An 11,111-nucleotide genomic window follows, 5' to 3' on the forward strand; every position below is an offset into this window, starting at 1 on the left:
GGCGTCGGGGTTGTGGTGGGGGCAGGATGGCATGGTGCCTGATCTGCTGTGGGATGACGTCGGGTGGTTCTTCGATCCCGGGGTGATGGGGTCGTTGCCGGACGTTTGCGTGCCTGGTGCCTCGGTGGAGGATTGGCAGTCGGTCCTCGATCTCGTCGTCGTTCAGGATTGGGCGTTTGAGTACTCCGAAGGTACGGCGGTACTGCCGCTGCCCGCGGCGGCGGCCGTGTTGTCCCGCCCTGCTGGCGCGGAGTGCCCGGAGCTGCGGGTCTGGCCGTCGGTGGATGTCCTGGCGATCTTCCGGTTCTATGCGACGAATGAGATCGACTTCGATGTCGATCTGCGGGAGCTCCAGGGGCAGGAGCGGCTTGATGTGTTCTGCGGTTTGTTGACGGCGATTGGAAGGTGTCTGGGTAAAGCCGTGCTGATGGATTCCGAGGGCGGCGACGGGAGCCATCCGGTGCTCGGCTTCGACGTTGAGGTGGACCGCGTCGTTGTGATGGCGGAGCCTCCCAAGGTTCTGACGTCGATGCCGGGGATCGGCGTCAGGACCGGAGCCAGTGATGGTTGCTTGGGGATCAAGGAGTCGTCGGGGGGCGTACACCGGCAGCGTGGTGGCGTGTTGACCGAGCCCGTCACCGCAGGTCGGATGGAGTCTGGTGGATGATCTGGAAGGGCTTCCGGGCAGCTCGGGCGGGTGTCTTCTCGCCCTGGCGTTGGAGGTTCCAGTCTTCCTTCGTGCCGGCGACGTCTGGTGGGTTGAGGACGAGGTGTTCTACGTCCAGCGGGGACGTCCCGGCTGTGGAGCATCGAGGTCGCCTCGAATGGCGTCGGAAGTGGTAGCGCTGGGGACCCTGGGGCACACAGGGGGCGCGTAAGGCACAGTGCAGCGCCGTCAACGAGCGATCAACGATGGCAACCCGAGGCGCCGTGTAGGCAGGTGCCGGACGGTGTCGCCGCTGGTGGCGGGATGGCGGGTCTGTGTCCGCTTCAACGTCCGACGAATGGAGCCGGTCAAACCGACCTCGTCCGTCTCGTCAGGGCATGCCGGCGTATCGGAGTGGGAGCGGCGCTCGGGGCTGACGCCATTCAACGTAGGTCCAGATGCCGAACGTGATCAAAAATGGCACCGCGAGGAGGGTGATCAACCATCCAGACTGATCACCAGCCTCCCGCACTCTGAGGCATGGGTCGCTCTTGGCGTGGTGGACTCGGATGCGCTGACCGGCAGTTACAGCACGATTCGCGTCGTCTGCGACGCGCAGGTGTGATTCGCACACGTCGCCATGATTCGTGGTGAACTGAACTGTCAGGAAGGTCCTCGCCCCACGGTGCTCGACGTCCAGCACCTCAGCCAGTGCCCCTGATCCCCGATGCTCGTCGGTGATCGACCATGTGGCTAGCGCCGCAAACACCATCGCAAACACCACACCGAACGTCGAGAACACCCGCAGGAAGGTTCGATTAGGCCGTCGGCGATGCATGGCCGGACTCTAGACCGGGCCAGCAACGACGCTGGTGCGGCCAACAAGTCGACCATCCCGTCTTTCTGCGTGACGACACAGCGGTATCGACAGCACCCATCGGACTGATGCACGGGCGCCATGGTGTGGCTCTCGGCCGCAGCCGGCGTGCACGCGGCCAGCCCTCTCGGCTACCAGAAAGTCCGCCAGTTTGATGAGGCTCCAGGTGGAAACAGCAGGCCGTGCTCGACCGGCCTGGACTTGGCAATCTTCTTGATCTCACGCCGTTGGCAGAGTGAACGTTGTCGGCCGTTACCCTAGTGCCTCGGGTGAAGGGACTCGAAGTCGTCGGCGTTGAAGTTGTGGATCACGTCATGGACCCGATCCGCGCTGGTGAACGTGACCTCGGCGACCTTCGCCACCGGCGTGCCCTGCGCGGACAGCAGCACCATCTGGGCCTGCGGCCAGGTCACCACCGACCCCGTACCGCGGCAAACGATCCGCAGCAGGCGTCTTCCCTTGTCATCGTCGATCTCACGGACGCGTACTCATTCGACCACACACATAGCCTGACGGCCACGCGCCGCCCAGGATAGGAGCCGACCGGCGCGTCTCCGACAGGGTGAACGTTGTCTGATGCGGCAATAGCGGCAGGGGTGGATCGTGGCAGCAGCGCAATCTCATCAGGTCATCGCGGATCATCAAGAGGTCGTCGGGGTTGACTACTCAGCGCAGGGCGTGACGGGAGTCGTCGGCATCGGCGCCCGCTTCGAGCGGTGCCGCTTTGACGGGCTGCGGCTTCAGGATGTGGCTTTCGGCTCTGGTTTGGAGCAGTCGCAGTACGTGGGGTGCTCATTTGATGGCGTGGTGCTCACCGGTGCGGGCGGCTACTCGCGGTTCGTGGGCTGTACGTTCCGCGAGGCGGAGATCTACGGCCTGACCGCTGGCTACCTGGAGATCGTCGACTGCGTATTCACCGGGCGGATCAGATCTACGACATTCTGGGGTGCTCCGCCGCCCGGCTCCGCTGAGCAGTTCGCGAGCAACCTGGCGTTCCTGCAGAGGCAGGGGCGGGACGAGCCGCCAGGTTATCGGGCGCTTGTATTGCGGGAGTCCAACGAGATCCACGGCAACGATTTCTCCGGAGCAGACCTGCTCGGGGTGGCCTTTCGACACGGCGTCGACCTGACCCGGCAGCGTCTGCCGGACGGTTCGGACCACCTGTACGTGCTGGATGCCGAGCCGGCTCTGCACCGTGCCCTGGCGCTGCTGGTCAACCGACCGGCAGATGATCTCCATGCGCGGGTGGAGCGTTCGCTGCGGCGGTTGCTCGATCGGGAGGTCGCTAGCGGACAGCGACAACTGCTGTTGCGCGAGGCAGACTACGTGAGTCGAGGTGCGCTTAAGCCCCACATTCGGCTCATGTTCGAAATGTTAAGGGAAGCCACCAGCGTGGGGTCGGGCTCGGGTGCCGCGTAACTTGCGACCACCTGTAACGTGCCTGCTCCGCAGAGGTCGAGGTGTCTCGCTCCAAGCGGTCGAACGCCAGCGCCCGAAGAGGCCACCGATGCGCCTGGATCTATGTGAGCCTCAGAGGCGTGCCGCTGGCGTCCTACTTCAGTAACGGCGCGTCGCAGGGTGGCGTAGACCAGCCTGCGGCAGGCCGCCACCGTTCGAATCGGAGATCTGCAGACGGCGCCACGCGGTCGAGTGCGGCATCAACAGGCTCAAACGACACCGGGCTGTAGCCACCAAGTACGACAAGCTCGCCACCGGGGCGGAGCCCCACCAACCTCATGGCTCGGATGGGTCCCGCCTCTAACGGCCTGCGCTGATCTGCCAGCGCACCGCCCGAGAACGTGACCAGCACATCGCCGATGGCCTCAGCGAGCAGATCCAGGAGGGCCGGCCCACGCCCGGATCTCCTCGTCGTCAACTGGGAAGAACAGGCACGTGTCCAGCGACCAATGGTCCACGTCGCCCGCCGGCTCACCGCGGACCGGCAACGTTATCCGCTCACCGCCTGGCACGATGACATCCATCAACCCGATCCCTTCCCGGGCGATCGAGGCAACCGCCTCCTGGGCCTGGTTGACCGCGTGAGTCGGCAGGTAAAGGCCGTACCGGTAATCGACGCCCATCAGCCCGCTTAGCGAATCTCATCCTCGCTGTGCGCCATGCGGGACCCCTAGGTTGCCGACAACCATGGTCATGATCTTAAGCTTCATCGTGGCGACGGTGGCGGGTAACAGGTGGCGCTGGTGGCTGACTGTGGGCGGTGCGGCGCTTGTGCTGTTGCCGCTCGGGCAGGGTGCGCCCGTGGTCGCTGTGGTGGCGGCGATCTGCGGCCCGATCGTGGTTGGCGCTTGGGCGTGGGGCACCGCTAGCGGCCGGCTTGTCGGCGTGGCCGTCGGTGTCGTCTTCATCGCAGGTCAGGTCGCCTCGTTCGCCCTTTCGCAGCGGCCGACCAGCCTGGTAGCTGCGCCATGGCTCGACTGGTTCCTGGTGTGGTTGCTGGTCGGCGTCGTGTGCCTCGCCGCGTTGGGTTTCGAACGGAGAGCGCACCCGTTCTCGCCGACTCGCGTCGCCGGGGGAAACCCTGCAGTGGGCAAACGGCGGTGGGTCGTGTCGATGTCGACGTTGGCAGCAGTGGTGCTGCTGTGTGGCTGCGGACTCGGCATCGTCGGGTACGACGGCGACGGCAGGTTGCGGTTCCCTGCCCGCGACGATGAGGTCCTCCCAATGCCGATGTCGCTGCGCCTGACGTCGGCTGACAGTTGCGCCGATGGTGGTAGTAGCGGCAACTGCACGGCCGAATTCGTGGTGATGGCAGCCGATAGCGTCGACAGAGCAACGACCGTGGCCCGACTCGTCGAACATCTCCGCAGCCGCGGCTGGCCGCTTCAGGCCGAGGAGGGCGCCTATAGGGGCTCCCGTGAGACCGCCGGGATTCTGGACTGGACAGCGCACCGGATGTGGCTCTATGCCGACGTCGAGCCGGCATCGCAGCTACGGCCGGCGCCACCGGCGGATGCGGTCGTCGTCCACATCGACAATCTTTGACACAGTGCCCCGCCCGGACCCGCACGCGCTCTTCTGTCGCTGTGCGGTGCGGACACAGCGGCAACGAGAAGACGCGATCTCGGATAGCGGGGTGCACCCGGCGGCCGTGCACCATACTGCCTATGCGTATCGAGCGTCTGAGCCGTTCCGTCGAGTCTGTCCGGGTCGTCCCTGAAGGCTGGCACCTCGAGGGTGAGCCGGGGTATCACCCACGGCACTGGGCTCGTCCGGGGGACCGCTTCGACCGTGCCTGCGGCGAACACGGCCCGCAGGAGCGAGACGTGGACCTGGTTGTGGTGGAGCTCAGCGAGTCTCATGCCATCGTCACCGGTTCCGGCGGCGACCAACTCCGGCCCGACGACATCCTCGCCGGGGAACGCCAAGCTCGAGATAGGTGACGTCCGCCGAGCCGAGCCGGACGCGACGTGAACCCGGTAACCCCAGTGACGCAGGACCTGAGCGACCCTGGGGGCACCGGAGGGGTTAGCGGAGTGGACGCTGACGACCCCGATGCCGAATGTCAGCATAAGGACCGCCACCAGCGCGGTATGGCAGAGCGTCACACTGCCGGCGACTATCGCGAAGTCGACCGCCGTCAGACGTCTGGTGCTCTACGGCACGAATCTGGTTCGCATCCCGCCCGAGGTTGGGTCAATGATCAGCCTTGAGGTCTTCGAGCCGTACACCTCCCACCGGCTGCACTGGTACTCGTTTGAGCTGACCAGATGCACGAAGCTAGCCGACAGCACGGTGAGCACGCGCGTCCTCTACGGCAACTTCAAGTTCCGTCCGCCGTTTCCGCGGCTGCGGGCAGTGACCCGTGCGGTAGAGGTGGACTTCGCCGCGCTCGACCCAAACGTGTGGGGCTGCGACGCGGTGCGAACCTGCAGTGTCTGCGATGGGCCGGTTGACGGTGAGCTTCGCCAAGTCTGGATCTCTGGCCTGGTCGCCACCGACGTGTTGCCGTTGCTGGTAAACGCATGCTCCGCGGCCTGCGTGGCGGCACTGCCGCAGCCTTACCCCGGCTACCTCCCGACGCCGCACACCGGCGGCCCGGACATCATTCAGCCGGCCGCCAGGCGATGAGGCTGCTACCACGAGACCACCCCGCATCTGTCGGTGTGCGGATGTTCGCGGCGGCCGCGATGATCAAGGATATTGGCCATGAGCCACGAGCACCGCACCTTTCACAACCCTCCGTTGGCAACGCCCGCCGATGTGCGGAGGGCTTTCGACCGCAACGACATCATCGGAGCCAGGGATGCCATGGTCGGATGCGCGTTGTACGGCGACGGCGACTGGAAGGAGTCGCAGGAGCTCTACCTAACCCTGCTCGATCACCCTGACCACCAGGTGCAGGCGCTTGCAGCCACGTGCCTCGGGCACCTCGCGAGGGTCTACGGTCAACTCGACGAAGATCGGGTGGTCACCGCACTCCGCCACGTACGCGCCAGGCCTCACGTCAGGGGGACTGCCGGCGACGCTCTCGAGGACATAGAGACCTTCATGCATTCTCGGCGTGCGCGATGGCGTGGGCGCCTCTGGCGACTTATGAGGCCTTGGACCTGGCTATAACGCGGCGGGCGCGTACCAGGGTGCAGTGCCACCAGGAAAGCCACGCCCGCCGGGTACCAGGCCAGGTCGACGGGATCGAATTGCAGACCCAGCGCCAGCCTCGCGGCCAGGCTCCGCGCCGACAGTTCGACTGGCACCCCGGTCAGCTGTGTGAGTTCCACTACCCAGCAGAAGACGGTGGCGACGGTCCGGGCGGGCACCGGTGCCATCCGTGGTCATAAGAACAGCACCGCGGCCCACACCATCGACGCGTACGGCGCGGTGCCGGAGGACTGCCGCAGCGCCCCGTCGTCGAAGGCCCGAATCAGCAGTGCGAGGCCCAGGAACAGCAGCGCGGCCAGGGGCATGAGCCGCCGCCCCGTACGGGAGGTCATCGACAGTCTCGCTACGATAGCCACCGCTCAACCGGTTGGGCGTCGGTCGGCTCGGCGATGCTGACCTTGGCCGTGCCGTGCCCCAGGCGGTGAAGGCATTCGACGCTCGCAGTGAGCAACTCTGGACCCACCGGCTCCGCCCGATGAGCTTGGAGGACGTCCGCAGCTGCTCGGCATGATCTTGTAACTTCAGGGCGAAGGCCGTCTTGAGGAGGCAGCGAGCATGGGAACGTTCGGGACTGGCCCGTTTTCCAGCGATGGAGCCATGGACTTCCTGGACAAACTCGCCGGACGGCCTGCTGAGCGCCGGGCGTCGGCGCTGGCGCGCATGTTCCTGTTCGTGAAGGACAAGCCGGAGTTGCTCTGGCGGGAGTTCTTCCCGGATGAGGTCGTGGCCGCTGCGGCCATCGTGGCGGCGACTCTGCCCGGCGGGCAGAAGTTCGATGAGCAGCTCATGGCCTTGGCCGAAGATGGCCTTGCCTCTGATGCCCGCCTGGCAACCTCCGCGCCGGATCTGGCGAACAGTGCGCTCGAAGCCCTCCTCTTCGTCGCTGGCCCTCAAGGCCCGTGGCATCAGGGTTGGACGAGCGACACGGACGCCGCCGAAGCACGTGACACGATCGCCGCGCTGTCGCAGGTGCTCAACCTTGGAGATGGCGGGTTGGACGACCTCGACACCATCTGGAACGAGGCCTCCGACTACGGGGCTGACGGCGAAGTGCCTGACGGAACCCCTCCAGGCATCGAGCAGCTCGCGTCCTTGCTGCGGGTTTACAACTGCGCGATGGGTGGCGGCTTAGGCTTCGCTCTGGAAGTCAACGAGCCGCTCCGCGTCAGTAACGCGATCAACGCCATGCGTTACTTCGGGCTGACCGAGGCTGCCGGCTTCCTAAAGGACGTCCTCGAGCGCAGTCTGAACGGCGAATCCCCCGATTCTCTGCCACCCGACGGCGACTTCTATGACCTTGCGGACGATGAGACCGTGAAAAGGGCGTTCAAGGCAAAGGCAACTGAAGCTCCGTCTGCCTTCGGCCGCGAATAGCCCGCTGCGTCATCGGCTCGAGCTGGTCTCGAGCACCTTGCGCTCCTGTCCGAGCAGGGGCTGAACTCCGAATTGACCAGGCGGCGCTGCCTGGGGTTGCCCAGAGCGCAGGTCTGACACCGGCGTTGCGGTAAGCGGAATCCACTGCGGTTGGTCGCTTGTATTCGGCGATTACGGGTTCGGTGGTGTCCGGTGCCGTGGCAGCTGCGGCGTCGGGATCGCAAAAACTTGGTCGCTTAAAATCTCCGCGAAGCCTTCGAAGATCGGCTTCGTGGCATTCTCGCACCGACTACCGACAGGACTCACCGGACAGCGGAGCCGCTATGGTGCCCGGATGGTGACCGGGAGGTCGGGGCAGCGGCGGTCGGAGACAGCAGCGGTCGAGCTCGACGCGTACCTGCGCGAGTTCCGGGCGGGGGGCTATTCGTTGGCCCGGGTCGTCCAGGTGGCGTGTGTGAGGTGTGGCGGGTCGGAGTTCGGGGTGCGGGTCGACGACGATGTTGGCTACGTCGAACGCACCTGCCACTTTTGCGGTGACCGGTGGGTCATGGTCGATGCCGCCGACGTCGCCGAGGACGCTGATCCTGGTGACGCCGCCTGCCTGTGTGGCGGTGAGCGGTTCGACGTTGCGGTGGGTTTCGCGCTGCGCGAGGACGGTGAGGTGCGGTGGGTGTCGGTGGCGTTGCGCTGCCTCGCGGACGGCGTCCTTGGGGTCTACGCCGATTGGGAGATCGACTATTCGCCTAGCGGTCACCTCATGGCCCGGATCTGATAGGAGTGGTCGAGTGACACTGCCGTGGTTCCGTTACCACCCCGATCCGGTCGCGACCGGATCGGCCGTTCCCACAGATGAGGCGTGCGTGCTGTGCGGGGTTTCGCGCGGCTGGCGGTACGCCGGGCCGATTTATGGCCGTCAGGCCGACGTTGTGTGCCCGCAGTGCATCGCCTCGGGTGACGCGGCGCGGGCGTTGACGGTCGGCGCCGACTTTTCGTGCATGTTCACCGACGCGGCTGACGTGCCACCAGGCGTTCCGTTCGCCGTCGTCGAGGAGGTCACGCAACGCACGCCGGGGTTCGACTCCTGGCAGCAGCCGAGCTGGTTGTATCACTGCGACGACGGCGCAGCGTTTCTCGGCGCCGCCGGTTACGAGGATCTACGCGCCCACCCTGACGCGATGGAGATGATCCGGGACGACCTGCGCCAGCTCGGGTGGCCGGTGGACCAGGCCGACGCAATGCTGCGGCAGATGGACCGGACCGGCGAGCCGACGGCGTACCTGTTCTGCTGCCTGCACTGCGGCGCGCACCTGGCCTCCTGGGACATCGGATGATGGAAGGCGGCAGCAGGGACAGGTCAGCAAAGGCCGTCAGCACGTGGGCCGGTGATGGGCGGATCCGGTAGCCGATGAACGAGGCGTACATCCGGCGTTGGCGGGAGGACGTCGGCGCGTGCCTAGGTCGGCTGCTGCCGGGATTCGAAGTCCGGTTTGGTTATCCACCGGACCGGCACACGATCGGCGACCCGGCGGGCGAGGAGGAGCTCGCATCGCTGGCGGGCCTGCGACTGCCCGGTGATCTGCTCGAGTGGTACGGGCAGGTGCGCGAGGTGAGCCTGCCGGACATCGGCAACCGCTACTTCATCCACGAACCCGGCCTGGTCGCGCACCGGCAGGTGACGATGGTCCGGGGGAGCTTCACCGCGGATGTGGTCGTGTTCGCCAGTGATGGCGGCGGCACTCTGTTCGCGGTGGGCGCGGTGACCGGCTCGCCGGTGTACCGACTGCCTGCAGGAGAGATCGTCGCCGGCATCTACCGCAGCGACGACCCACGATTCGGCGTGGTAGCAGAGAATCTAACCGGCTTTCTCGACCGGCTCCGCGACGCTGTCGAGGTATTCGCCACGATGGGCGCAGCTGGCAGCCTTAAGCGTTGCAGGTGAGCTTGATGCAGTCCGCCGCGGTGCCGTCATCTGAGACACCGATCCGACGGGCAACGCCCTGACCAGGCCCTTCAGGCTGGAGACATCTTCGGCGGCACCGAAGAGGTCCCACGTCCGCTCAGCAGAGTTACGAAGGTCTAGCTTCCATCTACGCCGACCCTGGCTAACGGTGACTGCGGCGGTCGGGTTTGGCCTGAGCTGGCGCCAGGTGATGACCCGGGCGCGGTGGTGGCGGGTCGTCGGCCGAGCGCGATAGCCGGGCACCTCGAGCTCTCGCCCGATATGCGACCGGTGGTGGCGTGCCGCGCGCAGGGACCTGAGCGAGAATGCTCCAGTTCGAATTCTGCGCCACCCTGGAAGGACCCTCCCTTGGCCGGTGGACTCGTAGCCCTGCTGGATGACGTGGCGGTGCTGGCCCGGGCCGCCGCGGCGTCGATCGATGACATCGGGGCGGCCGCCGCGAAGGCCGGCGCCAAGGCTGCGGGTGTCGTCGTCGACGATGCTGCCGTCACGCCGCAGTACGTGCGGAGCCTGGCGGCCGAGCGCGAGTTGCCGATTATCAAGCGCATTGCCGTGGGGTCGCTGCGCAACAAGTTCTTCATCATCCTGCCGGCGGTGCTGCTGCTCAGTCAGTTCGTGCCTTGGCTGCTCACTCCGATCCTCATGCTCGGCGGCGCCTACCTCTGTTATGAAGGCGCGGAGAAGGTGTGGGCCAAGATCGCCCATCACGGTGCCTCCGGCGCGGGCGAGGAAAAGGTGCAGGACGAGACGACACTGGTGTCTGGGGCGGTACGAACCGACCTGATCCTTTCGGCGGAGATCATGGTCATCAGCCTTAACGAGGTGATCGATGAGGCGTTCTGGTCTCGCCTGGCGATCCTGGCTGTCGTCGCCGTCGTCATAACCGTCCTGGTGTACGGCGTGGTGGCCCTGATCGTAAAAATGGACGACGCGGGGCTGCGCCTGTCGCAACGTTCCGGCGCCGTCGCCACGTTCGGCCGCGGTCTGGTGAGGGCGATGCCGGTTGTCCTCACCGTGCTGACGGTAGTCGGCACCGCGGCGATGCTGTGGGTGGGCGGGCACATCCTGCTGCTAGGCACGAACGAGCTGAACCTGCATTTCCTGTACGAGGCCGTGCACCACGTGGAGGTCGCCGCCCACGACGCCACGGGTGTTCTCGGCGGGCTCGTCGGCTGGCTCGTCAACACGGTGGCCAGTGCGATCCTCGGGCTGATCGTCGGAGCGCTGGTCGTGCTGGTCATGACTCTTACGCTGCACCGCCGCACATCCAAGGCTGCGGTTGCGACTGCGGCGGGCACGACTCGTGCTGACGGCACCATCCCCGCGCCGCCGAGCCGTGCAGCTCGGCGTCGCGACGCTCCTGCGGACCGAGCGCCGCGCGGTTGACCGCAAAATCATCGCAACTCGACCACGCGGTCAGGCGTTCTGGTGCCGAACCGTGCTTAACCCGGGCTGAGCTGCGCGGGTATGGCACCCCTCTGTGTCAAGAGACGGCGAGGAGTGGTGTTCTAGGCTGGGGGTTGGCGGGTCCGGGAAGTGACTGTTCCGAAGTGTCGACCTTGGGGGTTGGGTCGGCCGCGCTGGATTGAAGAGTCGCCCCCACGTGTCCTCCCGGGCCCGTCTTGACCTTCTTG

At 66.1% G+C, this 11,111-nt stretch carries 15 protein-coding genes and 1 pseudogene; 11 read left to right on the plus strand and 5 right to left on the minus strand.

The window, feature by feature from the left end; all coding sequences use genetic code 11:
- Nucleotides 1-34 precede the first annotated feature (34 nt).
- Together V6V47_RS30270 and V6V47_RS30275 are read left to right on the plus strand one after the other, a co-directional pair.
- Nucleotides 35-667, plus strand: a complete 633-nt coding sequence (locus V6V47_RS30270; protein ID WP_334631921.1) for a hypothetical protein — start codon at nt 35-37, stop codon at nt 665-667.
- Nucleotides 668-950: 283 nt separating this feature from the next.
- Nucleotides 951-1,271: a hypothetical protein gene (locus tag V6V47_RS30275; RefSeq protein WP_334631922.1), complete on the plus strand. Its 321-nt coding sequence runs from the start codon at nt 951-953 to the stop codon at nt 1,269-1,271.
- A 509-nt stretch (nt 1,272-1,780) separates the two neighbouring features.
- Here V6V47_RS30275 and V6V47_RS30280 read toward each other — a convergent pair.
- Nucleotides 1,781-1,936: a helix-turn-helix domain-containing protein gene (locus V6V47_RS30280; RefSeq protein ID WP_334631923.1), complete on the minus strand. Its 156-nt coding sequence runs from the start codon at nt 1,934-1,936 to the stop codon at nt 1,781-1,783.
- A gap of 190 nt (nt 1,937-2,126) precedes the next feature.
- Between V6V47_RS30280 and V6V47_RS30285 the strand changes: the two genes are divergently transcribed.
- On the plus strand, nt 2,127-2,942 hold the full coding sequence (locus V6V47_RS30285) for a hypothetical protein (protein WP_334631924.1): 816 nt from the start codon (nt 2,127-2,129) through the stop codon (nt 2,940-2,942).
- Between the two features lie 404 nt (nt 2,943-3,346).
- On the opposite strand, the gene V6V47_RS30290 is transcribed toward V6V47_RS30285, so the two are convergent.
- The gene (locus tag V6V47_RS30290) at nt 3,347-3,604 is read right to left on the minus strand and encodes a hypothetical protein (RefSeq protein WP_334631926.1); all 258 of its coding nucleotides are present in this window, start codon (nt 3,602-3,604) and stop codon (nt 3,347-3,349) included.
- 64 nt (nt 3,605-3,668) lie between these two features.
- Between V6V47_RS30290 and V6V47_RS30295 the strand changes: the two genes are divergently transcribed.
- A complete protein-coding gene (locus V6V47_RS30295) occupies nt 3,669-4,526 on the plus strand; it encodes a hypothetical protein (RefSeq protein WP_334631928.1) in 858 nt (285 codons plus the stop codon).
- Between the two features lie 410 nt (nt 4,527-4,936).
- Here V6V47_RS30295 and V6V47_RS32775 read toward each other — a convergent pair.
- Nucleotides 4,937-5,044 (minus strand): annotated as a pseudogene (locus V6V47_RS32775) (cyclic-phosphate processing receiver domain-containing protein); the annotation flags it as partial.
- 136 nt (nt 5,045-5,180) lie between these two features.
- On the opposite strand from V6V47_RS32775, the gene V6V47_RS30300 reads away from it, so the two are divergent.
- A complete protein-coding gene (locus V6V47_RS30300) occupies nt 5,181-5,612 on the plus strand; it encodes a hypothetical protein (protein WP_334631929.1) in 432 nt (143 codons plus the stop codon).
- A gap of 78 nt (nt 5,613-5,690) precedes the next feature.
- Nucleotides 5,691-6,101, plus strand: a complete 411-nt coding sequence (locus V6V47_RS30305; protein WP_334631930.1) for a hypothetical protein — start codon at nt 5,691-5,693, stop codon at nt 6,099-6,101.
- On the opposite strand, the gene V6V47_RS32780 is transcribed toward V6V47_RS30305, so the two are convergent.
- Both V6V47_RS32780 and V6V47_RS30310 read right to left on the minus strand, forming a co-directional pair.
- Entirely contained in the window at nt 5,984-6,310 is a 327-nt protein-coding gene (locus tag V6V47_RS32780) for a DUF2809 domain-containing protein (RefSeq protein WP_442934331.1), read from the minus strand. The two genes, V6V47_RS30305 and V6V47_RS32780, sit on opposite strands and share 118 nt — an antisense overlap.
- A gap of 6 nt (nt 6,311-6,316) precedes the next feature.
- Nucleotides 6,317-6,475: a hypothetical protein gene (locus V6V47_RS30310; protein WP_334631932.1), complete on the minus strand. Its 159-nt coding sequence runs from the start codon at nt 6,473-6,475 to the stop codon at nt 6,317-6,319.
- Between the two features lie 223 nt (nt 6,476-6,698).
- Between V6V47_RS30310 and V6V47_RS30315 the strand changes: the two genes are divergently transcribed.
- From V6V47_RS30315 to V6V47_RS30335, 5 genes are all read left to right on the plus strand, one after another.
- Nucleotides 6,699-7,517: a DUF4259 domain-containing protein gene (locus V6V47_RS30315; protein WP_334631933.1), complete on the plus strand. Its 819-nt coding sequence runs from the start codon at nt 6,699-6,701 to the stop codon at nt 7,515-7,517.
- 334 nt (nt 7,518-7,851) lie between these two features.
- Complete coding sequence (locus V6V47_RS30320; protein WP_334631934.1) at nt 7,852-8,289, plus strand: hypothetical protein; 438 nt, start codon at nt 7,852-7,854, stop codon at nt 8,287-8,289.
- A gap of 13 nt (nt 8,290-8,302) precedes the next feature.
- Nucleotides 8,303-8,848, plus strand: a complete 546-nt coding sequence (locus V6V47_RS30325; protein WP_334631935.1) for a CbrC family protein — start codon at nt 8,303-8,305, stop codon at nt 8,846-8,848.
- A gap of 74 nt (nt 8,849-8,922) precedes the next feature.
- Nucleotides 8,923-9,456 carry a hypothetical protein gene (locus tag V6V47_RS30330; protein ID WP_334631936.1) on the plus strand — a complete coding sequence of 178 codons (534 nt, stop codon included), beginning with the start codon at nt 8,923-8,925 and terminating at the stop codon, nt 9,454-9,456.
- A gap of 369 nt (nt 9,457-9,825) precedes the next feature.
- Nucleotides 9,826-10,863 (plus strand): DUF808 domain-containing protein, encoded by a 1,038-nt coding sequence (locus V6V47_RS30335; RefSeq protein WP_334631937.1) that lies wholly within the window; start codon nt 9,826-9,828, stop codon nt 10,861-10,863.
- The last annotated feature ends 248 nt before the right edge of the window (nt 10,864-11,111 follow it).

The organism is Micromonospora sp. CPCC 205539, from assembly GCF_036906815.1.
Taxonomy (GTDB): domain Bacteria; phylum Actinomycetota; class Actinomycetes; order Mycobacteriales; family Micromonosporaceae; genus Micromonospora.

Bases quoted from the DNA above. Each gene is read 5' to 3' on its own strand.
- V6V47_RS30290 (WP_334631926.1), bottom strand. From the start codon at position 3,604: ATGGGCGTCGATTACCGGTACGGCCTTTACCTGCCGACTCACGCGGTC.
- V6V47_RS30295 (WP_334631928.1), top strand. From the start codon at position 3,669: ATGGTCATGATCTTAAGCTTCATCGTGGCGACGGTGGCGGGTAACAGG.
- V6V47_RS30300 (WP_334631929.1), top strand. From the start codon at position 5,181: ATGATCAGCCTTGAGGTCTTCGAGCCGTACACCTCCCACCGGCTGCAC.
- V6V47_RS30305 (WP_334631930.1), top strand. From the start codon at position 5,691: ATGAGCCACGAGCACCGCACCTTTCACAACCCTCCGTTGGCAACGCCC.
- V6V47_RS32780 (WP_442934331.1), bottom strand. From the start codon at position 6,310: ATGGCACCGGTGCCCGCCCGGACCGTCGCCACCGTCTTCTGCTGGGTA.
- V6V47_RS30310 (WP_334631932.1), bottom strand. From the start codon at position 6,475: ATGACCTCCCGTACGGGGCGGCGGCTCATGCCCCTGGCCGCGCTGCTG.
- V6V47_RS30315 (WP_334631933.1), top strand. From the start codon at position 6,699: ATGGGAACGTTCGGGACTGGCCCGTTTTCCAGCGATGGAGCCATGGAC.
- V6V47_RS30320 (WP_334631934.1), top strand. From the start codon at position 7,852: ATGGTGACCGGGAGGTCGGGGCAGCGGCGGTCGGAGACAGCAGCGGTC.
- V6V47_RS30330 (WP_334631936.1), top strand. From the start codon at position 8,923: ATGAACGAGGCGTACATCCGGCGTTGGCGGGAGGACGTCGGCGCGTGC.